Below are 23,984 nucleotides of genomic sequence, written 5' to 3' on the forward strand. Positions count from 1 at the left end.
AAGCCGCATCAGCGGCCTTTTTTACACAGATCATCAATCTCATCGGGCTCCGGTTCCGGAACCGCCGTGCAGTTGCTGGTGTCGCGTTTCTTCAACTCATTAAGCGCATCTGCGACGGTGCGTTTCGCCAGCACGTCCAGCGACGCCTGCTCGGCTTCATCGGCAATCGATTTGAAGTACCAGCAGAGATTGGCGCTGACCAGGCAACGTGGCGCGACATCGGGACGCGCCGCCCAGATTTTTTTGTCTTCAATGACCGAGACGTAGATGTCCCGCAGGGTAATCTCTGCTGCGGGGCGACCCAGATGGATCGAACCGGTACGACCCAGCGTCGAGACGATAATGCCGTCACGGGTCAGCGGGACCATTAATTTTCGAATGAAACTGGGATTCGCTTCCAACCCGTAGGCCAGAATCGCGCTGGTAGAGCGTTTTCCCATTTGCTCCGCCATCGCTACGCTCAGAACCATTTGCAAAGCTGTCGGGAAGCGGTAATCAAGCATTTCTTTATCCTGAGTTGCGGTGCATCTTATTGTTTTATTGCCGCATAAGTGAACAATCAATGAGCAATAAATATAACAAACACTGTTGCTTTTTAGAAGCAAGCCAGCGGTGACAAGGCACGTATTCACCAAAGCCGGCAGCCTGATAGCACAAGGTGCTTAGCCTGCTAACAGCCCGCGTCATCGGCGTTCCGCGCAGTCAGCATGCTACGCGATGTCGGCTGGCGCGGCGGGTAACCGGTGTTTCAGTATCATCACCAACACCACGTTAAAGATTGCTAACGCGCAAAGCAACCACAGTGTTGCTGAACCCCCCATCCTTTCAAATACATAGCCGCCGATCAACGGCGTCAGCGCCTGTCCCATCAACGCCGGGCGGGCCATCCGGCCCACCACAATCGCATAAGACTCTGGTTTGACCATCGCCAGCGGTAAAGTTCCGCGCACAATGGCACGTAAACCATTTCCTGCGCCGTAAAGCACCATGCTCAGCAGCGCCATCTGCGGTGCCAGTGCCAGCAACAGCAAGCCAAGCGCCACCAGGCCGACCGAGAAAAAAGTGGTGCGAATCGGATGGCTGCGCTTAAAGGCGACATCGACAATCCGCGCCCCCACCTGACACGGTCCCAGCACCGCGCTGATCGCCAGCGCCGAGGTCAGCGTGTGGCCACTGGCCTGCAACAGGGTAATCAGCTGCACGGAAATGGCGGTCATGATTACCGATGCCAGGGTGAAGATGGCGCACAGCAGCCAGAACAGGCCTGGGGCAATGTCAGCGGAGGACGATTGCGGGCTACGGGTGTTAACCGGCCTTACCGCCCGCGTTGCCGGTAAAGCATACAGATACGCTGGCAGCACGCAGAGCGTTAACAGCCCGGCAATCGCCAGACAGGCGCCCCGCCAGCCGAGGGCGTGAATCAACAGCGCCGTGCCCGGCCATACCAGGGTGGTACAGAAGCCGGAAATCAGGGTAATGCCGGTAATCGCTGCACGCGCCTGAGCGCCATAACAGGTGCCGAGGGTAGCAAACAGCGCATCATACAGCCCCATCGCCATCCCGACGCCGATAATCACCCAGGCGAACAGCAACAGCGGCAGATGATAGCTGAAAGCCATGATCACCAGCCCCAGCGCCATCACCGCCCCACTCATTGCCAGCAGCAGGCGGCCACCGGTGCGGGCAATAATCCGGCCGCTGAGCGGCGCCAGCAGTCCTGACACCAGAATGCCGGTCGACAGTGCGCCATAAATCCACTGCTGCGACCAGCCGGTTTCCATGGCGATCGGGTTCGCCATCACCGCCATCAGATAGAACGATCCACCCCACGACAGTATCTGTATCGCGCCGAGCGTAATAATGGCGGCGACGCCGGGTTTGTTGGTCTGGTTCACATCAGCTATCCGTTAGCGGGCAAACCATTTTTATAACATGTTCTGAGATAAGGAAAAATGCATGCCGCCTTTTGCGCCTGCTTACGCCCGGATGGCGGCACGGTTGTTAACGGTATTACTAACAGTATGTTGTAACTAGTGTCGCTATTGCGCCCAGTCACCGCTTCTGCCACATTATGTACGTTGTAACTATGGAGGCTCAACATGGCGCGCTACGACTTAGTGTCAGATATGCATCAATGCGTAAACGATTTAGAACAGGCGCTGGGCGAGCTGCGCCAGCAGATTGAGGCCCAGCCGTTGCTGATTGCCCGGGTATTCAGCCTGCCGCCGATAGTGAAAGGCCGTGAGCATGAGGCGATTACTCAAATCACGGTGGAGCAGCATCTGGGGCAGCACGCCTTAACGCTGGCGCTGAACCACTACTGCCGTCTGTTCATGCAGCATCAGTCGGAGCAGCTCAGCACCAAGGCGGCGGTCCGTCTGCCGGGTGCGCTGTGCATTGAGTGCGATGAGCAGCGTGAGGCGGAAATCAGCGCGCTGGTCGACAGCATCAATCAGCTTAAAGCGCGACTGGAGCAGCTGATTACGGTTGAGTCCGGCTTGCCAAGCGAGGCACGCTTCGAATTTGTCCACCAGCATCTGCGCGGGCTGATTACCCTGAATGCCTATCGCACTATCACCCTGCTCAGCGCACCGGACAGCCTGCGTTTTGGCTGGGCGAATAAGCACATCATCAAAAATATGCAGCGTGAAGAGGTGATCGCTCAGCTGGAAAAAAGCCTGAAGGCCGGACGGGCGCAGGCGCCGTGGTCACGCGAACAGTGGGCAGAAAAAGTGCAGGAGGAGTTAGCCAGCGTGCGCGCCCTGCCCGCCTCGGCCCGGCTGAAAATTAAGCGACCGGTGAAAGTCCAGCCGGTGGCGCGGGTCTGGCGTGCCGAACAGAAAAAGCAGACGCAGCTGGCCTGTCCATCGCCGATTCTGGTGATCTGCCGCGACCGCAGCCAGGTGCCGGTGCTGGGTGAACTGCTTAATTACGATGCCGATAACATTACCTATCGCCATAAGCCAGCCGCCGAGCCGCTTAACCTGCTGATCCCGCGGCTGCATCTGTGGGTCGACTGCCCGATTTAAGCCATAAAAAAGGCCAGCACGCGCTGGCCTTTGTACAGCAGACGGCTTACGACTTCATGCTGCCAACCATCTCTTCCGGGCGCACCCAGGCATCAAACTGCTCTTCGGTCAGATAGCCCAGCTTCAGCGCCGCGCCTTTCAGCGTCAGCCCCTCTTTATGGGCTTTCTTGGCGATTTCGGCCGCTTTGTCATAACCGATATGGGTATTCAGCGCCGTCACCAGCATCAGTGACTCATTCAGCAGCTGTTCGATACGCTCGCGAACCGGTTCAATGCCAATCGCGCAGTGATGATTGAAGCTATCCATACCGTCCGCCAGCAGACGAATCGACTGCAGGAAGTTATGGATCACCATCGGACGGAACACGTTCAGCTCAAAGTTGCCGGACGCGCCGCCCATATTGATTGCCACGTCATTGCCCATCACCTGACAGCAGAGCATGGTCATCGCTTCGCACTGGGTCGGGTTGACTTTACCTGGCATGATCGAGCTGCCTGGTTCGTTTTCCGGAATGGCGATTTCACCAATGCCGCAGCGCGGACCGGAGGAGAGCCAGCGCACGTCGTTGGCGATTTTCATCAGCGAGGCCGCCAGCCCTTTCAGTGCACCGTGAGCATGAACCAGCGCATCACAGGTTGCCAGCGCTTCAAACTTATTCGGCGCGGTGACAAACGGTTGCTGAGTCAGATCGGCCAGCGCTTTCGCCACCCGGACAGCATACTCCGGATGGGTGTTCAGGCCGGTGCCGACGGCGGTGCCGCCCAGCGCCAGTTCCGCCACGTGTGGAATGCTCTGCTCGATGTGCTTCAGGTTATGTTCGAGCATCGCCACCCAGCCGGAAATCTCCTGGCCGAGCGTCAGCGGCGTGGCGTCCTGCAGGTGAGTACGGCCAATTTTGACGATATCTTTGAACGCCTCTGACTTCTCGCTCAGGGTCTTTTTTAATACCTGAATCTGCGGGATCAGCTGCTCACGCAGGGCGATGACCGCGGCCACGTGCATCGCGGTCGGGAAGACGTCATTCGAACTCTGACTCTTGTTAACATCATCATTCGGATGGACCAGGCGCGACATGCCACGCTCTCCGCCCAGAATCTCGCTGGCGCGGTTGGCCAGCACTTCATTCATGTTCATGTTGGTCTGGGTGCCGGACCCGGTCTGCCAGATGGCTAACGGGAACTCGTCGCTGTGCTTATCGGCCAGCACCTCGTCCGCCGCGTTAATGATCGCTTCGGCGCGCTCGGCCGGCAGCAGCCCCAGGTCGCGGTTAACGGCGGCAGCGGCGCGTTTGGTCAGCGCCAGCGCGTGAACCAGCGCGGTCGGCATTTTTTCTGTTGAGATGCGGAAGTGTTCCAGCGAGCGCTGCGTTTGCGCGCCCCACAGTTTATCAGCCGGTACATCAATGGGGCCCATTGAATCTTTCTCAATGCGGTTGGCTGCCATGAATACGTCTCCTTCGCTCTGTTTGAAGTGAATGCCCGCCCAACGCATCGTCCTGTGGGCGACATTCGGGCGGGCAAGATAATGACATACAATAATTTAACATTATGAGAGCTTAGCGTCCTTTTGCACTTGATATGTATTTTCCCTGGCACTTTCTGCTTTAATAGCGCCAATAACATCCCGTGATGAAGGGTTATATAATGCAAAAAATGAACAATTCGCTGCAGAATTACGCGTGGGGTAGCAAAACAGCCTTAACCGAACTGTATGGCATTGCGAATCCGCAAGGGTTACCGATGGCCGAGCTGTGGATGGGGGCGCACCCGAAGAGTCCGTCTACCGTTGACGACCAGGGGAGTTCGCGCTCGCTGCGCGAGGTGATTGACGCCAACCCGACCGCCACCCTGGGCGATGCGGTGGCACAACGCTTCGGTGAACTGCCTTTCCTGTTTAAAGTGCTGTGCGCCGATCAGCCGCTGTCGATTCAGGTACATCCCAGCAAAAGCGCCGCTGAAGCCGGTTTTGCGCGTGAGAATGCCGCCGGCATTCCGCTGGGTGCCGCCGAACGCAACTATAAAGATGCCAACCATAAACCCGAGCTGGTCTATGCCCTGACGCCCTTCCAGGCGATGAACGGTTTCCGCCCGCTGACCGAAATGGTTTCGCTGCTTGAGCCGGTTGCCGGTGCGCATCCGCAGATTGCCCATTTCCTGCAGCATCCCGATCGGGATAATCTGGCGACCCTGTTTTCTACCCTGCTGTCGCTCGACGGCGAGGCCAAATCGCTGGCGCTTGGGGTACTGAAATCGGTGCTCGGTCACCAGCAGGGCGAACCCTGGCAGACCATTAGCGTAATCGCTGCCGACTACCCGGACGACAGCGGCCTGTTTTCACCGCTGCTGCTCAACGTGATTACCCTGCAGCCGGGCGAAGCGATGTTCCTCTATGCTGAAACGCCGCACGCCTACCTGAAAGGCGTGGCGCTGGAAGTGATGGCGAACTCCGATAACGTGCTGCGGGCCGGCTTAACGCCGAAATATATCGATATCCCGGAACTGATGGCCAACCTCAAATTTGACGAGAAGCCCGCCAGCGCGCTGCTGACGCAGCCGGAGCAGCATGGCAGCACCCTGCTTTTTCCGATTCCGGTCGACGATTTCGCCTTTGCTATCCATACCCTGAGTGCGCAACCGCAGGCGCTGGATCAGCAGAGCGCGGCGCTGTTGTTCTGCATCGAAGGACAGGCGGTGGTGGCAAAAGACCAGCAGCAGCTGACGCTGCAACCGGGCGAATCCTGTTTTGTTGCCGCCAGCGAAGCCCCGGTGACGGTGGCCGGAACCGGCCGGCTGGCGCGGGTATTTAACGAGTTAGGGTGATGCGGCTGACGGACCTGCGGTTAACTGCTATTATTTCAACCTATTAGCTTTTAAAACGCCTGCGGGCGTTTTTTCTTCAGTCGTCGGGTCAAACCTGCGGCGTAAGCGGACTCAAGGATAAGGACGAATCAGCAATGAAAAAGACCAACGTTGCCGTGGGCGTGATTATCGCGCTGGGCGTAATCTGGACCGGCGCGGCATGGTTCACCGGCAAGCAGCTCGAAAAACACATGGACCAGCTGGTGCAGAACGCCAATACCCAGCTGAATGCTTACGCCCCGAACAGCCGACTGAAGATCAGCTACCAGGACTATCAGCGCGGCGTCTTCAGCAGCAAAGCCAACCTGGTGATTCAGGCCAGCTCGCAGACGGAAGATAACGCCCTGCTGAAGCCGGGTCAGAGCGTGATCCTGAACGAAACCATCGATCACGGCCCGTTCCCGTTTGCGCAGCTGAAGCACTTCAATCTGATCCCGAGCATGGCCTCGGTGCACAGCGAACTGGCCAACACCGATGCGGTGAAGAAGCTGTTTGAACTGACGCAAAATAAATCGCTGATCAATGCCGATACCCGCATTGGCTACAGCGGCGCGACCGATACCGCGCTGCGTATTCTGCCGATCGACTATCAGAATGCACAAACCGGCGAGCGTCTGGCGACCAATGGCGGCACGCTTAACGTCAGCGCCGACAATAAAGGCGATAAAGTCTCGCTGGAAAGTGACGTTGATAGCCTGGCGCTGACCAGCAAAAATGAGATGGGTCAGCCGGTGCTGTTCACCGTCAATGGCCTGAAGCTCAACGGCAATACCCATCTGAGTCCGGAAGGCGTGCGGGTCGGCGATCAGTCGATCGATGTTGAGAAGGTCAACGCCAGCATTAACGGTCAGGATGCCCTGACGCTGCACAAGATGAAGGGCTCCTCTTCGTTCGATAACAGTGCCGGTAAGATCGGCGGCAACATTGATTACAAAGTCGACAGCGTTCAGCTGCAGAAACAGGACTTTGGTCAGGCGGCACTGAAGATGAAGCTGTCGCAGTTCGATGCGCAAGCGGTAAAAGCCTTCTCCGATCGCTACAACGCCCAGATGCAGGATCTCACCAGCCAGAAAGGCCTGGCGGACGATCCGATTCGCTACCAGGCGGGCGTCAACGCTATCCTGATGAGCAACCTGCCGGTTCTGCTGAAAGGATCGCCTTCGATCAGCATCGCCCCGCTGAGCTGGAAGAATGATAAAGGTGAAAGCACCTTTAATCTGACGGCGAATTTTAACGATCCCGCTACCGTGACCGGCGAACCGCAAACGCTAAACGCCATGGTTGACCGGGTGCTGAAAACGCTGGATGCGAAACTGATCATCAACATGCCGATGGCGACCGAAACCATGCACAAAGTGGGTCTGGCGGAAGGTTATCAGGCAGATGATGCACAGAAGCTGGCCGATCAGCAGGTTAAAGGTCTGGCGGCGATGGGACAGATGTTCCGTCTGACCCAGCAGCAGGATAACAACATCGTCACCAGCCTGCAGTACGCTAACGGCCAGGTGAATATGAACGGCGACAAGATGACGCTGGAGCAGTTTATGTCACGCTACATGCTGGGTATGCCGACCAGCGAAGGCATGCCGCAGTAACGGCTGAGCGGTGATAACAAGGCGACGCCAGGGTTAATGCTGGCGTCGCCTTTTTTTATGCTGAGCCGCGAATAATCAGCTGCGGCGGCATAATCACATTCTGCCGTGCGGCATCCGGTTGCGCCAGACGTTGCAGGATGCGTTCTGCCGCCACGCGGCCAATCTCGCGCGCCGAACTGGTGACAACCGTCAGCGGCGGATCGGTCAGCTCAGCCTGCGGTTCATCGCCAAACCCCATCAGCGCCAGCTGTTGCCCATAGTAGCTGTCGACCGCGCCGCGGGCGAACGTCCGGCCGGTGCGCAGCAGACCAAAATAGCAGCCCAGCGCCGTGCTGGCATTGTAGGCCAGTATCGCCGTCAGCCGGGGATGCTGTTGCAGCAGCTGGACCGCCGCCTCGGCTGCTTCTTTTTGCGTATTGCCGCACTCAATAATCCACTCGGGCCGGAACGGCAAACCATATTGCAGCAGCGTGGCGCAATAGCCGCCAAGACGTTCTGCCCGGGTTAACGATGCGCTATGGCCGCCCAGCCAGGCGATGCGCTGATGACCCTGGCGGATCAGATATTCGGTGGCTAGACGCGCGGCCTGGGCGTTATCCGGTCGGATCGCATCCACCTCTTCCAGGCTGCTGGCACGTGCGGCGCAGACCAGCGCAATGTTCAGCTCACGGGCGCGGGCCACTATTTTGTCGGCCTTATCCGCCCCGCCGCCCAGCACCACGCCATCAACCCCCTGCGCCACCAGCGACTCGAAGCAGCGCTCCAGCTGCTGGCCCTGGCGGCCGCTCTGGGTCAGAAACAACAATTTGCCCTGCTTTTCCAGCGCGTCACTGAGTCCGGCGGTCATTTCCGCGTAAAACGGCTGGCTGAGATCGCGGACGATCAGTCCTATCACTCCGCTTTCACCGCCGCGCAGCATGGTCGCCGAGCGGTTGCGCACAAAGCCCAGTTGCTCAATGGTCTGGTTAACCCGCGCCATGGTTTCAGCAGAAATCCGCCCTTTGCCGGAGAGCACCAGAGAGACGGTGGTGACCGAAACGCCTGCAGCGGCGGCCACATCATGGATGGTAATTCTGCTCATGCCGTTACTTGCCCGAATAAAAACGCCGGAAGAGAGGATAAAACGTTACACCTTAAAGCCGAAAAATAATATCAGCCCTGGCCGGAAGAGTGTGATTCAGCGCGCACATCACTCTGATAAAACGTTTTATCATCTGCTTACTTTATCACTGTGACTAACTGCCGCCGGAGTCATCATGCCCGCACCTCAACAAAAAATGTCTGTCTGGGAGTTTTTCCAGAGCCTGGGGAAAACCTTTATGCTGCCGGTTGCCCTGCTCTCATTCTGCGGCATCATGCTGGGTATCGGCAGTTCGCTGAGCAGCCATGATGTCCTGACGCTGTTACCGATGCTGGATCAGCCGTGGCTGCAGTATCTGTTTTTGTGGATGGCGAAACTCGGCTCCTTCGCCTTTAGTTATTTACCGGTGATGTTTGCCGTGGCGATCCCGCTCGGCATGGCGCGTGAAAACAAAGGCGTGGCGGCATTTGCCGGCTTTGTTGGCTATGCAGTGCTCAACCTCAGCATCAACTTCTGGCTCAATATCAATGGCATTCTGCCTACCACCGATGCCGCAGTGCTGAAAGCCAACAACGTCCAGTCGATACTCGGTATCCCGTCGATTGATACCGGCATTCTGGGTGCGGTGATTGTCGGCATTGTGGTGTTCTGGCTGCATGAGCGCTTTCATAACATCCGGCTGCCCGATGCACTGGCTTTCTTTGGTGGTACCCGCTTTGTGCCGATCATTACCACGCTGGTGATCGGCGTGCTGGGACTGGTGGTCCCGTTGATCTGGCCTTTCTTTGCTCGCGGCATTACCGGACTCGGCTGGATGATCAACAGCGCGGGCGATTTCGGTCCGATGATCTTTGGCACCGGTGAGCGTTTACTGCTGCCGTTTGGCCTGCAGCATATTCTGGTGGCGATCATGCGCTTTACCGATGCCGGCGGCACGCTTGAGGTGTGCGGCAAAAGCGTCAGCGGCGCCCTGACCATCTTCCAGGCACAGCTGGCCTGTCCGGAGACTCATGGTTTTGCCGAAAGCGCCACCCGCTTCCTGTCGCAGGGCAAAATGCCGGCCTTCCTGGGTGGCCTGCCTGGCGCTGCGCTGGCTATCTATCACTGCGCCCGCCCGGAAAACCGCCATAAAATTAAAGGATTACTGATTTCCGGCGTGGTGGCCTGTGTGGTTGGCGGCACCACCGAACCGATTGAGTTCCTGTTTTTATTCGTCGCGCCGTTCCTCTATCTGATCCATGCGCTGTTAACCGGCGTCGGCTTTAGCCTGATGGCGATACTGGGCGTGACCATCGGCAACACCGACGGTAACGTTATCGACTTCGTGGTGTTTGGCGTGCTGCACGGCCTGTCGACCAAATGGTATTGGGTACCGGTGGTGGCTGCGATCTGGTTTGCCGGTTACTACCTGATCTTTCGTTTCGCCATCCTGCACTTCAATATCAAAACGCCGGGCCGTGAAGTCGAAAGTGCCAGCGCACTGGCACAACAGGTCAGCAATGCCGGTAAAGGCAAGTCGGGCTACAACTCACCGGCCATTCTGGCGGCGCTGGGCGGGGTGGAAAATATCACCTCACTGGATAACTGCCTGACGCGTCTGCGTCTGACCATCGCCGATATGAGCAAGGTCAACGATGCGGCGCTGAAAGCCAACGGCGCGATTGGCGTGGTGCACCTTAATAAGAGCAGCCTGCAGGTGGTGATCGGGCCACAGGTGCAGTCGGTGAAAGACGAACTGTCGACGCTGATGAACGTCACCGCTTAACGTACCGGGAGCCGCAATGTTTAATTTTGATGAGGTTATCGATCGCCGTGGCAGCTGGTCTACCCAGTGGGATTTTGTGGCCGATCGCTTTGGCGTGCCCGATCTGCTGCCGTTCACTATCTCCGATATGGATTTCAAAACCGCGCCGGTAGTGCTTGAAGCGCTGCGTCAGCGCCTCGATCACGGCGTATTCGGCTACAGCCGCTGGCAGCATGATGCGTTTCTGTCGGCCTGCTGCCACTGGATGAACAGCCGGTTCGGCTATCAGCCGTCGCCCGATACGCTGGTATATGGGCCGTCGGTGATCTACATGGTGGCGCAGATGATCCGGCACTGGAGCGAGGTGGGCGATGAAGTGCTGATCCACACGCCGGCCTACGATGCGTTTTACAAAACCGTGTACGGCAACCAGCGGCAGGTGCTGGAAATGCCGTTGCAGCGGGTGGGCCTGGAGTGGCACTGTGATATGACGGCGCTGGCGGCGAAGCTGGCGCGCCCGCGCTGCAAAATCCTGCTGCTGTGCAGCCCGCACAATCCCACTGGTAAAGTCTGGACGGCAGCCGAACTGCAGCAGATGGCTGAACTCTGCGAGCGTCACCATGTTCGGGTGATCAGTGATGAGATCCATATGGATATGATGGTCGGCGATCGGCCACATACGCCGTGGGCCCGCGTGGCGCGTGGCGACTGGGCGCTGTTTACCTCAGCATCGAAAAGCTTCAACCTGCCGGGGCTGACCGGCGCCTGGGGCATTATTCCGCAGCCAGACGATCGGGCGGCCTGGTTTCAGGCGCTTAAAAACGCCGACGGACTCTCCTCACCGGCGGTGCTCGCGGTTGCCGCACACATTGCCGCTTACCGGCACGGTGCGCCGTGGCTTGACGCGCTGCGTGACTATCTGAGAGGTAACCTGACCCTGGTGGCCGACCGCCTTAACGCCGCCTTTCCGTCGCTTAACTGGCAGCCGCCTCAGGCGACCTATCTCGCCTGGATCGATCTTAATCCGCTCGGCATCGCCGAACAGACGCTGCAGCAGGCGCTGATCCAGCAACGCGTGGCGATCATGCCCGGCTCAACCTACGGCAGTGCTGGCCAGGGTTTCCTGCGCCTCAACGTAGGCTGTCCGCGCAGTAAGGTCGAAGATGGCGTCAGCCGGCTGATTGCCGCGATTCACGCCTCGTCCGCCTGAAGCCAGGCTATTTGTCGGCGATCACCGGCCGGTTATGGGTAATTAAACAGCATCCGGGCCGGTTGTTGCGCAAATAGCTGGCGCTGTTGCGCAAGATATTTTTATAATGTTATGCACTTTAGTCACCACTGAGCGAGTGCACCATGATCGATACCACCATTCCTCTTACCGATATTCATCGCCATCTCGACGGCAACATCCGTGCACAAACCATTCTTGATTTAGGTCGCCAGTTTAATCTTGCCCTGCCCGCCACCACGCTGGAGGCCCTGCGTCCGCATGTGCAGGTCGGCGACAATGAGCCTGACCTGGTGAGCTTCCTGCAAAAACTCGACTGGGGCGTGAAGGTGCTGGGCGACCTCGATGCCTGCCGCCGTATTGCGCTGGAAAACGTTGAAGATGCGGCCCGCGCTGGCATTCACTATGCGGAACTGCGCTTCTCACCTGGCTATATGGCGATGACCCATCATCTGCCGATTGCCGGCGTGGTCGAAGCGGTGATTGATGGCGTCAGAGCCGGTTGCCAGCAGCACAATATCGACGTGCGCCTGATTGGCATCATGAGCCGGACCTTCGGTGAAGAGGCCTGCCTGGCCGAGCTGGATGGCCTGCTGGCGCATCGCGATCACATCACCGCCGTCGATCTGGCCGGCGATGAGCTGGGCTTCCCCGGCAGCGAGTTCCTCAGCCACTTTACCCAGGCACGCGATGCCGGTTTCCGGGTGACGGTGCATGCCGGTGAAGCCGCCGGGCCGGAGAGCATCTGGCAGGCGATTCGTGAGCTGGGTGCCGAGCGTATCGGCCACGGCGTCAAGGCGATTGAAGATCGGGCGCTGATGGATTTCCTCGCAGAGCACCACATCGGGATTGAATCCTGCCTGACCTCCAACATTCAGACCAGCACCGTGGCGTCACTGGCGCAGCATCCGCTGAAGGCCTTCCTTGAGCACGGCATTCTGGCAACACTGAATACTGATGACCCGGCGGTTCAGGGCATTGAACTGGCGCATGAGTATCACCATGCCGCACCGGCAGCCGGCCTGAGCCCGGCGCAAATCCGTCAGGCGCAGCAAAATGGTCTGACCATCGCGTTTCTCAGCGACGCCGAGAAAGCCGCGGTCCGCGCCCGCGTGCAGTAAGGCGTAGCCTGAGAGCCAAAAAAACGGGCCGGTTATCCGGCCCGTTTTTTTGGTGACGCGCGAAAGGACAAGTGGCTTTAAGACCGAGCCTGCGCAGGGAACAGGGTCAGATCGGAAAGGCGCAAAAGCCGCCATCCCTGGCACGCTCGGCCCACGCCATTACGCACCTCAACCCTGAGGTGCGCCCGTAGCGGGCCAACGCTTTGCATTGTTCAAAAACGCTCCCGGTGTTGTTGTCCATGGCGTGGGACGCTTTCCTCTTCTGACCCCTGTTCCCTGAGCGTTGAGCAAATTTATTGCTGCCGGACTTACCCGTTTTTGAACTTGTCAGCTCTCTTACAGCAATATTAAGCAGCCAATATTGCTCTCACCGATCAGACGCGCTTCAGCGACAGCGTCTGGCGTTTCTCTGCCGATTGTAGTCCGAGCTCAATCAGCTCCATCACCTGAATCGCCTCTTCTGCCGTCACCGGGTTACTGCCGCGACCGGCAATCGCATCACGAATGCCCGCATAGTAAGCCGGATAGTTACCTGGCTGCGTCAGCTGGCTGGTTTCGGTCAGTGAATCGCCGTCGACCAGCGTCAGGGTGCCGTCACGCATGTCGTAACCCCAGTCTTCCTGCGGCGGGAAATCACCGGACTTCAGGCGATCTTCCTGCGGATCGAGACCATATTTAACGTAGCTGCCGCGGGTGCCGTGCACGGTGTAACGCGGCGACTCGGCGGCCACCAGCATGCTGGCGTGCAGCACCACGCGGCGCTGTGGATAGGTCAGGGTCGCGTGGAAGTAGTCGGTGGTTTGCGCGCCAGGCCGCATCTCGGCCAGATCGACGTTAATCGCCACCGGCGGGCCAAACAGCTGCAGGGCCTGATCCAGCAGATGCGGTCCCAGGTCATACCAGATACCGCTGCCGGCGCCTTTCATTTCACGCCAGCGCTGACGCACTTCCAGCCGGAAGCGGTCGAAATGCGACTCGAAGTAGCGGACTTCTCCCAGCGTACCGGCGTCGATCAGCGATTTCAGCGTCAGGAAATCACTGTCCCAGCGACGGTTATGGAACACCGATAACAGCAGCCCTTTCGCTTTGGCTAAGGCATCCAGCTCGCGCGCCTGTGACAACGTCACGGTGAACGGCTTATCGACCACCACATGTTTACCGGCGTTCAGCGCCGCTTTCGCCAGCGGAAAGTGGGTATCGTTGGGGGTAGGAATAACAATCAATTGCAGAGACGGGTCGTCCAGCAGTGCCTGAGGATCAGCCACTACCTGAACCGCAGGCCAGTCGGCGTGGACTTTGCTGGCATCGCTACTGGAAATAGCGGCCAGTTCAACGTCCGGGGTGCCCGCAATCAGCGGGGCGTGAAACGTTTTGCTGGCAAAACCGTAACCGATCAGGCCAACACGCAGTTTATCGCTCATTTTAATCCCTCTTAGAGCCTATCCCGCTAGGCGTAATTATTGCAGATAGTCTGGACCCGGACAGCGCGGAGTAACCGGAGCGTACAGCGGGTTCGTCAGGATTGTGAGCCCTGTTCAGGCACAGACTGTCAAATAAAATAGCCTACCGGGATAGGCTCTTAGTTGCTAACCTGATTGATTTAAGACTATTAACCAGGCCAGGACAAGGAGGAATTTCCCGAAAAAACTAAGAGATAGCACTCTGTGTCATCGGCCAGGCGGTTTGTGCCGCCAGGTTGTCGTGCGCGTCCTGATTGCGGCGACGGAAGTCACTCGGGCTGACGCCGACCCGCTTACGGAACACCCGGGAAAAGTAGAGCTGGTCGTCGTAGCCGACTTCGCGCCCGACGGTAGCAATCGGTTCCTGAGTGGTTTGCAGCAGCAGTTTAGCGCGAATCACCCGCTGATCTTCGCGCCAGCGCAGCAGGTTAACGCCCATCTGTTCGCGGAACAGGTGTGCCAGCCGCGACGGTGACAGGCAGACATGACGCGCCACCTCTTCAATTTTCACTTCGCTGGCCAGATGATTGGTGACGTACTGACAGGCTTCAATCACCCGCGGATCGCGGATCAGCTGATGACTGCGCGGATCCTCTTCCACTGCCCGCAGCAGCAAGCGCTCCAGCAGGTTCATCGCCAGCTCTTCCGCAAAGCGGCGGCCGGAGTTATGGGTCTGTTCGATACTGGCAAACAGCCGGTCAAATTCGCCGCGCAGCGATTCCGGCAACAGCAGACGGCCGACGCCCTCCTGCTCATCCTGCCAGCGCAGCCAGTCGTGCCAGTAGGCGCGCGGCCGGAAATAGACCCAGCGATGAAACCACTGTGGGCTGTCAGGCGCGCGGCCATAGTAGTGGGCGGTTTTAGGCTGAAACAGCAGCATTTCGCCCGGCTCGCAGTCAAAGGCCCGCTCGCCATCGAATACCCGCCCTTTGCCTTTAATGGTGAGATTGAGAATGTAACCCTTCATGCCGTGCGGACGATCGATAAAAAAGTCCAGCGGACCGTCGGCGGTAATCGGCGTCAGCCCCGCCACCAGCCAGGCATTGAACGAATAGCCCGGCAGTAAGGGATTTTGCTGCTCGGCCGGTAATTCACGGTGATACATAGCGTCCTCACTCAGTCTGTCATTGATCGGATCATCCGCGGACGCCTGATGCGTCCGCGGGTTAACTGCTCGCCAAATCAGGCTTTATGCTTTTGTTTGTAGCGGTCAAATATCACCGCTGCTAACAGTATCAGACCGCGCACCACATACTGTGAGAATGGCGAGATATTCAATAAATTCATCGCATTCTCAACGGTTCCCAGAATCAGCACCCCGGCAACCACATAGGAGATTTTACCGATACCGCCCTTCAGTGAGACGCCGCCGAGCACGCAGGCGGAGATCACCACCAGCTCATAACCCAGCGAGGTCATCGGCTGACCACTGGTCATGCGTGAAGCCAGAATGATGCCCGCCGCGGCCGAGACCAGGCCGGACAGAATAAAGATAATGATCCGGGTCCGCACCACCGGCACCCCGGCCAGTCGTGCCGCTTCTTCATTACCGCCAATCGCCAGCGTATTACGGCCAAAGGTGGTTTTGTTCAGCAGAAAGCCGAAGATCAGCATGGTGGCGATGGTCAGCCAGATAGGCGCAGGGACGCCCAGCCAGTTGGCAAACCCGAGCGCGAAGAAGCGTTCATCTTCGATACCAACGGCTTTACCGTCGGAGAAGATGTAGGCCAGACCGCGCACGATCTGCATGGTCGCCAGGGTGGTGATCAACGCATTGATCTTCAGCCGGGCGATGACAAAGCCGTTGATAAAGCCGGTGAGCATACCGAGCACCAGACCGGCTGCCACGCCAATCCACAGGCTTTCGGTCATGTTGATCACTACCGCCGTGACCACGCCGGCACAGGCGATGACCGAGGCGACCGACAGGTCAAAATCACCGGACGCCAGGCAGAACAGCATGCCGCAGGCGACCATGCCGGACATCGACATCGCCAGCCCGAGGCCTTTCATATTGATAAATGAGCCGAAGTTCGGCACAAATACCGCACAGGCAATAAACAGCAGCGCAAACACCACCAGCATGCCGAAATTGTCCCAGATGCGACCAAACTGCAGGCCGCTGCGTGACGCTGGCGGCGGCGTATTTGAGGTCGTGGATGAAGCCATGTTGCTCTCCTGTCAGGCCACGGCGGCCGCTTGTGTGGTTTTTGGCATTGCCAGGCTCAGCGTTTGCTGCTCCGTGGCGTCGTCGTGCAGCACTTCACCGGCAATCGCCCCTTCACGCATCACCACGATGCGATCGGCAAGGCCCATCACTTCCGGCAGGTCGCTGGAGGCGAACAGTACCGCGATGCCGTCGTTGGCCAGCTGGTAAATCAGGTTATAGATTTCGTGTTTCGCCCCGACATCAATGCCGCGCGTCGGCTCATCCAGCAGGATCACCTTCATCTCTTCGGATAACCAGCGGCCGAGAATCGCCTTCTGCTGGTTACCGCCGGAGAGGTTCATGATCAGCTGTTCTGCCCCAGGCGTTTTGATGTTAAGCGAGCGGATATGGCTGTCGGCGTTGCGGCTTTCCCAGTCGTTTTTGATCAGGCAGCCCGCGGTAAGGTTGTGACGCCGGGCGCTGATGTTGATGTTATCGCGCACCGAGTGCACCGGAATGATGCCTTCAGCTTTACGATCTTCCGGGCACAGCATAATGCCGGCGCGGATAGCGTCGATCGGTTCGCGCAGCGTCAGCGGTTCGCCATCCAGCAACACCCGGCCGCCGCGCAGGCGCGTGCCGCCGAACAGCCCTTTCAGCAGTTCGCTGCGTCCGGCGCCGACCAGGCCAAACAGCCCAACGATCTCGCCAGCGTGGACCTTGAGCGAAATCGGCGTTCGTACCCCCTTCGCTTCCACCTGGTCCAGCTCAAGGCGCACCGCGCCTTTTTCACGCGGCGAATAACCGTAGATATCACCGAGGTTGCGGCCCACCATCGCCTGCACCAGATCGTCATGATGGGTGTTAGCCATGTCGGTAAAGGTGCGGACATAGCGGCCATCTTTGAACACCGTGATAGCGTCGCTGAGGGCAAAAATCTCTTCCATCCGGTGTGACACGTACAGCACCACCCGGCCCTCCTCACGGAGCTGACGGATGACGCGGAACAGGTTGTCGATTTCACGCGCCGACAGCGAACTGGTCGGTTCATCAAAGGCGATAATGCGCGCGTTACGCGCCAGCGCTTTGGCAATCTCCACCATCTGCCACTGACCGAGCGACAGGTACTTCAGCGGCATATCCGGGTCGATATCCATGCCGAGATTTTTCAGTTGCAGACCGGCCTCGTAGCGCATCAGCTTACGATTGACCAGGCCATGCTTGTGCGGAATCTGGCCGAGATAGATGTTCTCCGCCACGCTCATTTCCGGCACCAGGTGCAGTTCCTGGTAAATAATCGCCACCCCGGCATCCAGCGCATCGGTGGTGTGCTGGAAGTTTACCGGCTGGCCTTTGATCCGAATCTCGCCGCCGCTCGGCTGGTAGCTGCCGCTGAGAATTTTCAGCAGCGTCGATTTGCCTGCGCCGTTCTCGCCCATTAAGGCGTGGACTTCACCGCTGCGGCAGTCGAAAGAGATATCCTGCAGCGCTTTCACGCCAGGAAAGGTTTTACTGATGCCATGAAACGACAGAAATGCTGAATCAGTGTTCATGTTTATCCTCACTATTTCGCGCCGCTTACCCGCACCGGGTGTTAATGCCCGGCGGCAGTGTGGCGGCGCGAAATACACGGGCTGACTATATCGTGACGCCGTTGTGTTCAGACACCGGCAGGAGCAGGCTTTACATCAGCCCTTTCTTCGCCAGTTCGGTTTTGAAGTTGTCGCGGGTGATTAACACCACGTCGGTGACTTCGGTGAATTTTGGTGGCTCTTCGCCTTTGCTGACCCAGTTGTAGAGCATCTGGCTGCTTTTATAGCCGTGAACATCCGGGCTCGGCAGCAGAGAACCGTAGAAGCCGGTGGCTTTATCTTTCGACAATTCGCTGATCGCATCGACGCCGTTGATGCCGATACCGATGACGTCAGCCGCTTTAAAGCCCTGTCCTTCTGTGGCACGCACGCCGCCCAGCACGGTGTTGTCGTTCATGCCGACAATCAGCCAGTGTTTAATTTCAGGGTGCTGGACCAGCAGTGAGTTACCGGCATCAAACGCGCCCGGAATATCATTTGATTTGGTCGGCACCTGATAAATCTGCGCGGCCGGGAAGCCGGCTGCTTTGATCGCGTCCATCGAGCCGCCGGTGCGACGACGCGCGGTGTCCAGCTCATTCGCTGTAATGGCCATTACGCCGGTGGTTTTCGCATCCCAGCCGCGTTTCTGCATCTCTTTGTAGAGTTCCTGACCCTGACGCTCACCAATTTTGGTGGCCGCCATCATCACCAGCGGAACGGTATCCATCGGCTTGCCTTTGGCGGTCACGAACTGATCGTCCACCGCAATCACCTTCAGACCATAGCCACGTGCTTTGGCCATGATCGCTGAGCCAAGCTTTGGATCGGGCGTACAGATGACGAAGCCTTTGGCGCCGTTAGCGGCCAGGCTGTCGATGGCGTTGAGGGTTTTCTCACCATCGGGAACGGCAATCTTAATCACGTCAAAGCCCAAATCCTTGCCGGCTTTATCGGCGAACTTCCACTCGGTCTGGAACCAGGGTTCCTCCGGTTGCTTGACTAAGAAACCGAGCTTCATGGTCTCGGCGATAGCGGATTGTGACATAACCGCTGCCAGGCCGATGGCCGCGAACGCTTTAGTGAATTTATGCATGATGCTCTCCGGTGCCAGGTTGTTTTTCACTGCTAATAACGAATCGGTGTAAACGCTACCAGTGTTTTCTCATTTGTAGGTACAGCCATAAATCAGTGCGTTAGAGTGCTATGTGCTGAAAGCCTGTTCAGACGCTGGGCTAGTTTTAGCGGGATTAGCGAAGAAAAATGTAGAGCGGTATCACATCTTAAAATCACGGCAGAATGGTCCATATATTCAGCAAATTTAACCGGAGGTTAACTTTTGCAATGGATCACAAAATCACTGTCGATGACAGAAAAGTGCATATTGTCAGCCAGCCATGACTAACCGTTCTGGCGCGCCGGTCACAGGATGTAGGAGTTCATTAACTACAGGAGATTCCGATGCGTGCTGGAGCCATCACCCTTGGGCTGGACTTTGGTAGTGATTCGGTGCGTGCGCTGGCCGTTGATTGTCACAGCGGCAAAGAGCTGCAGAGTGCGGTGGTCAGCTACCCGCGCTGGCAACAGGGCTTATACAGCGATCCACACACCAACCGTTTTCGTCACCATCCACAGGATTACATCGATGCGATGGAACAGGCGATGCTCGGCGTTCTGAATGCGCTCAGCGAAACGCAGCGCGCCGCCGTAGTCGGCATTGGCGTCGACACAACCGGCTCGACCCCGGCCCCCATCGATCGCGACGGTAACGTGCTGGCGCTGCGCCCCGAATTTGCCGACAACCCCAACGCCATGTTTGTGTTATGGAAAGATCACACTGCAATTGAAGAAGCGGAAGAGATCAATCAGCTGTGCCACAGCGGCCGCTTTCAGGATTACAGCCGCTATATCGGCGGCATTTACTCCTCAGAATGGTTCTGGGCCAAGATTCTGCACGTATCACGCGAAGACGCGGCGGTGCGTGACGCGGCAGTCTCGTGGGTCGAACTGTGCGACTGGGTACCGGCGTTACTGAGCGGCACCACGGCACCCGACCGGCTGCGGCGTGGCCGTTGCGCCGCCGGACATAAAGCGCTGTGGCACGGCGACTGGAACGGCCTGCCCGAAGCGGACTTCCTCAATGCGCTGGACCCGCTGCTCACTCAGCAGCTCGATTCGCCGCTGTTCAGCGACACCTGGACCGCTGACCTGCCGGTCGGCACCCTCAGCCCGGAATGGGCGCAGCGGCTCGGTCTGCCGCAGACGGTCACCCTGTCCGGCGGTGCGTTTGACTGCCACATGGGCGCAGTCGGCGGCGGCGCGAAGCCGTATACCCTGGTCAAAGTAATTGGCACCTCCACCTGCGACATCCTGATTGCCGATGCTGACCAGGTTGGCGATCGCGCAATTAAAGGTATCTGCGGTCAGGTTGATGGCAGCGTGATGCCCGGTGCTGTCGGGCTGGAAGCGGGACAGTCTGCTTTTGGCGATATCTATGCCTGGTTCAGCCGCCTGCTGGGCTGGCCATTGCAACTGGCCGCTGAGCGTCATCCGGCGCTGAAACCGCAACTGGCAGAAATGCAGAAAACGCTGATTAAAGATCTGACCGAGGCGTGGGCTGCCAATCCGCAGCTCGACCACCTGCCGGTGGTACTCGACTGGTTCAACGGCCGCCGCACCCCGAATGCCAACCAGCGCCTGAAAGGGGTAATAACCGATCTCAACCTCGGCACTGACGCACCGGCGCTGTTTGGCGGGCTGGTTGCCGCCACCGCGTTTGGTGCGCGCGCCATTATGGAGTGCTTCGAGCAGCAGCAGATCCCGGTAGAAAACATCCTGACCCTCGGCGGCATCGCGCGTAAATCGCCGGCGATTATGCAGGCCTGCTGCGACGTGATGAACCGGCCACTGGATATCGTCGCCTCTGATGAATGCTGTGCGCTGGGCGCGGCGATTTTCGCCGCCGTCGCGGCTGGCGTCTACTCCAGCGTGCCCGAGGCACAGCAGGTGATGGCCAGTCCGATTGCCGTCACCCTGCAGCCCGATCCGGCGCGCGTGGCACGCTATCAACAACTCTATCAACGCTATCAACAATGGTGCGTGACGGCTGAACCGCAATACGCCGCTCGCCCCGCTTCCGCTAAGAGCCTATCCCAGTAGGCGTAATTGTTGCAGGCAGTCTGGACACGGACAGCGCGGAACAACCGGAGCGTACACGGAGTACGTGAGGATTGTGAGCACTGCCCAGGTTCAGACTGACAAATAAAATAGCCTATTGGGGTAGGCTCAAAGTAAAGGAGTGATTTTATGGAACAGTTAAACAGCTACAGCGTGTGGTTTGTGATTGGCACGCAGCACCTCTACGGTGCGGAGACGTTACGCCAGGTAGAACAGCATGCGCGTCAGGTAGTCGAGGGATTAAATCAGGCTGGCCTGCCGCTGCAGCTGGAGCTGAAACCGCTGGTGAAATCACCGGATGAAGCGCTGACGCTGTGCCGCGACGCGAATCATGACACCCGCTGCGTTGGCATCATTACCTGGCTGCACACCTTTTCGCCGGCTAAAATGTGGATCGGCGGCCTGAGCGTGCTGAATAAACCACTGCTGCAGTTCCATACCCAGTTCAATGCTGAAATTCCGTGGGACAGCATGGACATGGACTTTATGAACCTGAACCAGACCGCACACGGCGGCCGTGAGTTTGGTTTTATCGGCGCACGGATGGGTCTGCAGCACAGCGTGGTCACCGGTCACTGGCAGGACGGTGCCAGCCAGCAGCGTCTGGGTAACTGGATGCGTGCGGCGCTGACGAAACAGGCCAGCCAGCAGCTAAAAGTGGCGCGCTTTGGCGATAACATGCGCGAAGTGGCGGTTACCGAAGGCGATAAAGTTGCGGCGCAGATTCAGTTCGGTTATGCCGTCAACGGCTGGGGCGTCGGCGATCTGGTTGAGGTAATCAATCAGGTCAGTGATGGCGACGTCAATGCGTTGATCGATGAGTACGAAAGCCTCTATCGCTTTACCGATGTGGCGGCCTCGGGCGGCGAAAAACGGCAGAACGTACTGGATGCAGCGCGTATCGAGCTGGGCCTGAAGCGTTTCCTGGAAGCAGAAGGCTGCCAGGCATTTACCACCAACTTCCAGACGCTGCACGGTATGACGCAGTTGCCGGGACTGGCGGTGCAACGTCTGATGGGCCAGGGTTATGGCTTTGCCGGTGAAGGTGACTGGAAAACCGCGGCGCTGTTACGCATTTTCAAAGTGCTGGCGGGCGATCGCAAAGGTGGTACCTCATTTATGGAGGATTACACCTATCACTTCTCACCGGGTAACGATCTGGTGCTCGGCTCCCACATGCTGGAAGTCTGCCCGTCGATTGCCATTGAAGAGAAGCCATTAATCGATGTGCAGTTCCTCGGCATTGGTGATAAAGCCGATCCGGCCCGCATGATTTTCTCAACGCCAGCCGGGCGTGCGATTAACGCCAGCGTGATTGATATGGGCGATCGTTTCCGTCTGCTGGTTAACGTGGTAGATGCGATTGAACAGCCGAAACCGCTGCCGAAGTTGCCGGTTGCGCGCGCACTGTGGAAAGCCCAGCCGTCATTGGCGACCGCGTCCGAAGCGTGGATTCTGGGCGGCGGCGCGCACCATACGGTGTTCAGCCAGGCGCTGACTTTGGATGATATGTATCTGTACGGTGAGATGAACGACATCGAAGTGCTGGTGATTGACGAGCATACACGTTTACCTGCTTTCAAAGATGCGCTGCGCTGGAACGAAGCGTACTACCGGCTAAAACGTTAATTACGCACTGCGGCAGCGCTGTTCATTTTAATGATTAGCAGCGCGCCAGAATCAATCAAACCACCGATGCAGGCTTATGCGGCATCGGTTTTTTTTTATAAAAACGGTGCTATTTAGTCGGGATGGCGGGCGTTCCGTAACATCGCCGTCAACAGATCCCTGTAGCCCCGGCTGCCGGGATACTCGCCTCACACTATCCGCTTCCTGCTTCTTAAAACGATGCATCAGCCCAGCCGGGAAGGAAAGGCATGCCTGAAGAGCAAAGCGTCCGCGCCGGGGATGGCGCGGCCGATCCGCAGGGATGCGGGAATCCTTTGCGATCGGGCATGCCTTTCCTGACCCTGTACTCTCAGCCAACAGCGACTGTTTTATGCTATCCCCAATAAAAACTATCCGCTTCCTGCTTCTTAAAACGAAGCATCAGCCCAGCCGGGAAGGAAAGGCAATGCCTGAAGAGTAAAGCGTCCGCGCCCGGGATACAGCGGCCGATCCGCAGGGATGCGGGAATCCTTTGCGATCGGGCATGCCTTTCCTGACCCTGCACCCTCAGCCAACAGCGACTGTTTTATGCTATCCCCAATAAAAACTATCCGCTTCCTGCTTCTTAAAACGATGCATCAGCCCAGCCGGGAAGGAAAGGCATGCCTGAAGAGCAAAGCGTCCGCGCCGGGGATGGCGCGGCCGATCCGCAGGGATGCGGGAATCCTTTGCGATCGGGCATGCCTTTACTGACCCTGCACCTTCATCTAACAGCGACTGTTTTAGCCGGATATACAAACATCCTTTACTGCAATGTAACCTCTTCATGATCTTGCTCTTTAACCCACCAGCCTGTATTGCTTGATGCCTGACAAAATAAAGGCGCCCCGCACATGCTTATTGCCGAGCTGAATCAACATCCCCGCTACGCCGAACAAACCGCACAGCTGCTGCACACTGAATGGTCACATTTTCCTGCATGGTCTCACCCGCCTGCCATTGTTGCGCGTTTAAAACAGCGCAATCAGAAACCTTCGGCAGAATTTACCCTTATTGCCACGCCGGATGGCGAAACGGTGATCGCGACCTGTAGCATCATTCGCTATGAACTGGATGACATTGCCGCGCGGGAATACTGGATTGGTGAGGTGGTCACAGATAAGAGATTCCGGGGTCAGGGCGTGGCAAAAGCGTTGATCCAACAGGCGATTGCGACAGCAATCAAACAACAAATCAGTGAACTGTGGCTCTATACGCCCGATCAGCAAGGGTACTATCAGCGCTCAGGATGGCAGGCGGTGGAACAGCGGCACATAGCGGGTGAAGAGGTCACGGTGATGAAGTTGCGTCTGGCGCAGTAAA

18 protein-coding genes are annotated in these 23,984 nt (G+C 57.9%); 9 read left to right on the forward strand and 9 right to left on the reverse strand.

Annotated features, from left to right (window positions below):
- Positions 1–8: 8 nt before the first annotated feature.
- Both ABIB18_RS05315 and ABIB18_RS05320 read right to left on the reverse strand, forming a co-directional pair.
- On the reverse strand, positions 9–503 hold the full coding sequence (locus tag ABIB18_RS05315; RefSeq protein WP_031377621.1) for an RrF2 family transcriptional regulator: 495 nt from the start codon (positions 501–503) through the stop codon (positions 9–11).
- Positions 504–710: 207 nt separating this feature from the next.
- Positions 711–1,895: an MFS transporter gene (locus ABIB18_RS05320; RefSeq protein ID WP_354473774.1), complete on the reverse strand. Its 1,185-nt coding sequence runs from the start codon at positions 1,893–1,895 to the stop codon at positions 711–713.
- Positions 1,896–2,099: 204 nt separating this feature from the next.
- Between ABIB18_RS05320 and tus the strand changes: the two genes are divergently transcribed.
- A complete protein-coding gene (tus, locus tag ABIB18_RS05325) occupies positions 2,100–3,029 on the forward strand; it encodes a DNA replication terminus site-binding protein (protein WP_069728263.1) in 930 nt (309 codons plus the stop codon).
- Between the two features lie 46 nt (positions 3,030–3,075).
- Here tus and fumC read toward each other — a convergent pair whose 3' ends face one another.
- Entirely contained in the window at positions 3,076–4,473 is a 1,398-nt protein-coding gene (gene fumC / locus ABIB18_RS05330) for a class II fumarate hydratase (protein WP_046288337.1), read from the reverse strand.
- Between the two features lie 200 nt (positions 4,474–4,673).
- Here fumC and manA point away from each other — a divergent pair, with 200 nt between their 5' ends.
- Together manA and ABIB18_RS05340 are read left to right on the forward strand one after the other, a co-directional pair.
- Positions 4,674–5,849 carry a mannose-6-phosphate isomerase gene (gene manA / locus ABIB18_RS05335; RefSeq protein ID WP_069728262.1) on the forward strand — a complete coding sequence of 392 codons (1,176 nt, stop codon included), beginning with the start codon at positions 4,674–4,676 and terminating at the stop codon, positions 5,847–5,849.
- Between the two features lie 134 nt (positions 5,850–5,983).
- Positions 5,984–7,483 carry a YdgA family protein gene (locus tag ABIB18_RS05340; RefSeq protein WP_031377618.1) on the forward strand — a complete coding sequence of 500 codons (1,500 nt, stop codon included), beginning with the start codon at positions 5,984–5,986 and terminating at the stop codon, positions 7,481–7,483.
- A gap of 55 nt (positions 7,484–7,538) precedes the next feature.
- On the opposite strand, the gene malI is transcribed toward ABIB18_RS05340, so the two are convergent.
- Complete coding sequence (malI, locus tag ABIB18_RS05345; RefSeq protein WP_031377617.1) at positions 7,539–8,564, reverse strand: Mal regulon transcriptional regulator MalI; 1,026 nt, start codon at positions 8,562–8,564, stop codon at positions 7,539–7,541.
- A gap of 175 nt (positions 8,565–8,739) precedes the next feature.
- On the opposite strand from malI, the gene malX reads away from it, so the two are divergent.
- The 3 genes from malX to add all read left to right on the forward strand — a co-directional run bounded on the left by malX (position 8,740) and on the right by add (position 12,657).
- Positions 8,740–10,329, forward strand: coding sequence for a maltose/glucose-specific PTS transporter subunit IIBC (gene malX / locus ABIB18_RS05350; RefSeq protein WP_031377616.1), 1,590 nt, complete (start codon positions 8,740–8,742; stop codon positions 10,327–10,329).
- A 16-nt stretch (positions 10,330–10,345) separates the two neighbouring features.
- Complete coding sequence (locus ABIB18_RS05355) at positions 10,346–11,518, forward strand: MalY/PatB family protein (RefSeq protein WP_354473775.1); 1,173 nt, start codon at positions 10,346–10,348, stop codon at positions 11,516–11,518.
- 143 nt (positions 11,519–11,661) lie between these two features.
- Entirely contained in the window at positions 11,662–12,657 is a 996-nt protein-coding gene (gene add, locus ABIB18_RS05360; RefSeq protein WP_031377615.1) for an adenosine deaminase, read from the forward strand.
- A 374-nt stretch (positions 12,658–13,031) separates the two neighbouring features.
- Here add and ABIB18_RS05365 read toward each other — a convergent pair whose 3' ends face one another.
- The 5 genes from ABIB18_RS05365 to ABIB18_RS05385 all read right to left on the reverse strand — a co-directional run bounded on the left by ABIB18_RS05365 (position 13,032) and on the right by ABIB18_RS05385 (position 18,933).
- On the reverse strand, positions 13,032–14,078 hold the full coding sequence (locus ABIB18_RS05365) for an oxidoreductase (RefSeq protein WP_031377614.1): 1,047 nt from the start codon (positions 14,076–14,078) through the stop codon (positions 13,032–13,034).
- Positions 14,079–14,304: 226 nt separating this feature from the next.
- The gene (gene araC, locus ABIB18_RS05370; RefSeq protein WP_046288339.1) at positions 14,305–15,222 is read right to left on the reverse strand and encodes an arabinose operon transcriptional regulator AraC; all 918 of its coding nucleotides are present in this window, start codon (positions 15,220–15,222) and stop codon (positions 14,305–14,307) included.
- A gap of 77 nt (positions 15,223–15,299) precedes the next feature.
- Positions 15,300–16,286: an L-arabinose ABC transporter permease AraH gene (araH, locus tag ABIB18_RS05375; protein WP_031377613.1), complete on the reverse strand. Its 987-nt coding sequence runs from the start codon at positions 16,284–16,286 to the stop codon at positions 15,300–15,302.
- A 12-nt stretch (positions 16,287–16,298) separates the two neighbouring features.
- Entirely contained in the window at positions 16,299–17,819 is a 1,521-nt protein-coding gene (araG, locus tag ABIB18_RS05380) for an L-arabinose ABC transporter ATP-binding protein AraG (RefSeq protein WP_031377612.1), read from the reverse strand.
- Between the two features lie 130 nt (positions 17,820–17,949).
- Positions 17,950–18,933, reverse strand: a complete 984-nt coding sequence (locus ABIB18_RS05385; RefSeq protein ID WP_031377611.1) for an arabinose ABC transporter substrate-binding protein — start codon at positions 18,931–18,933, stop codon at positions 17,950–17,952.
- 365 nt (positions 18,934–19,298) lie between these two features.
- Between ABIB18_RS05385 and ABIB18_RS05390 the strand changes: the two genes are divergently transcribed.
- From ABIB18_RS05390 to ABIB18_RS05400, 3 genes are all read left to right on the forward strand, one after another.
- Complete coding sequence (locus ABIB18_RS05390; protein ID WP_046288340.1) at positions 19,299–20,996, forward strand: ribulokinase; 1,698 nt, start codon at positions 19,299–19,301, stop codon at positions 20,994–20,996.
- Positions 20,997–21,143: 147 nt separating this feature from the next.
- The gene (araA, locus tag ABIB18_RS05395; RefSeq protein ID WP_046288341.1) at positions 21,144–22,643 is read left to right on the forward strand and encodes an L-arabinose isomerase; all 1,500 of its coding nucleotides are present in this window, start codon (positions 21,144–21,146) and stop codon (positions 22,641–22,643) included.
- An 872-nt stretch (positions 22,644–23,515) separates the two neighbouring features.
- Complete coding sequence (locus ABIB18_RS05400; protein WP_159222752.1) at positions 23,516–23,983, forward strand: GNAT family N-acetyltransferase; 468 nt, start codon at positions 23,516–23,518, stop codon at positions 23,981–23,983.
- Position 23,984: the final 1 nt, after the last annotated feature.

The organism is Pantoea sp. UYEF8 (genome assembly GCF_040546285.1).
Taxonomy (GTDB): domain Bacteria; phylum Pseudomonadota; class Gammaproteobacteria; order Enterobacterales; family Enterobacteriaceae; genus Pantoea; species Pantoea brenneri.

What these genes read in the sequence shown, in the direction of transcription:
- ABIB18_RS05315 (WP_031377621.1), bottom strand. Translation starts at nt 503, where the DNA reads ATGCTTGATTACCGCTTCCCGACAGCTTTGCAAATGGTTCTGAGCGTA.
- tus (WP_069728263.1), top strand. Translation starts at nt 2,100, where the DNA reads ATGGCGCGCTACGACTTAGTGTCAGATATGCATCAATGCGTAAACGAT.
- fumC (WP_046288337.1), bottom strand. Translation starts at nt 4,473, where the DNA reads ATGGCAGCCAACCGCATTGAGAAAGATTCAATGGGCCCCATTGATGTA.
- manA (WP_069728262.1), top strand. Translation starts at nt 4,674, where the DNA reads ATGCAAAAAATGAACAATTCGCTGCAGAATTACGCGTGGGGTAGCAAA.
- ABIB18_RS05340 (WP_031377618.1), top strand. Translation starts at nt 5,984, where the DNA reads ATGAAAAAGACCAACGTTGCCGTGGGCGTGATTATCGCGCTGGGCGTA.
- malI (WP_031377617.1), bottom strand. Translation starts at nt 8,564, where the DNA reads ATGAGCAGAATTACCATCCATGATGTGGCCGCCGCTGCAGGCGTTTCG.
- malX (WP_031377616.1), top strand. Translation starts at nt 8,740, where the DNA reads ATGCCCGCACCTCAACAAAAAATGTCTGTCTGGGAGTTTTTCCAGAGC.
- ABIB18_RS05355 (WP_354473775.1), top strand. Translation starts at nt 10,346, where the DNA reads ATGTTTAATTTTGATGAGGTTATCGATCGCCGTGGCAGCTGGTCTACC.
- add (WP_031377615.1), top strand. Translation starts at nt 11,662, where the DNA reads ATGATCGATACCACCATTCCTCTTACCGATATTCATCGCCATCTCGAC.
- ABIB18_RS05365 (WP_031377614.1), bottom strand. Translation starts at nt 14,078, where the DNA reads ATGAGCGATAAACTGCGTGTTGGCCTGATCGGTTACGGTTTTGCCAGC.
- araC (WP_046288339.1), bottom strand. Translation starts at nt 15,222, where the DNA reads ATGTATCACCGTGAATTACCGGCCGAGCAGCAAAATCCCTTACTGCCG.
- araH (WP_031377613.1), bottom strand. Translation starts at nt 16,286, where the DNA reads ATGGCTTCATCCACGACCTCAAATACGCCGCCGCCAGCGTCACGCAGC.
- araG (WP_031377612.1), bottom strand. Translation starts at nt 17,819, where the DNA reads ATGAACACTGATTCAGCATTTCTGTCGTTTCATGGCATCAGTAAAACC.
- ABIB18_RS05385 (WP_031377611.1), bottom strand. Translation starts at nt 18,933, where the DNA reads ATGCATAAATTCACTAAAGCGTTCGCGGCCATCGGCCTGGCAGCGGTT.
- ABIB18_RS05390 (WP_046288340.1), top strand. Translation starts at nt 19,299, where the DNA reads ATGCGTGCTGGAGCCATCACCCTTGGGCTGGACTTTGGTAGTGATTCG.
- araA (WP_046288341.1), top strand. Translation starts at nt 21,144, where the DNA reads ATGGAACAGTTAAACAGCTACAGCGTGTGGTTTGTGATTGGCACGCAG.
- ABIB18_RS05400 (WP_159222752.1), top strand. Translation starts at nt 23,516, where the DNA reads ATGCTTATTGCCGAGCTGAATCAACATCCCCGCTACGCCGAACAAACC.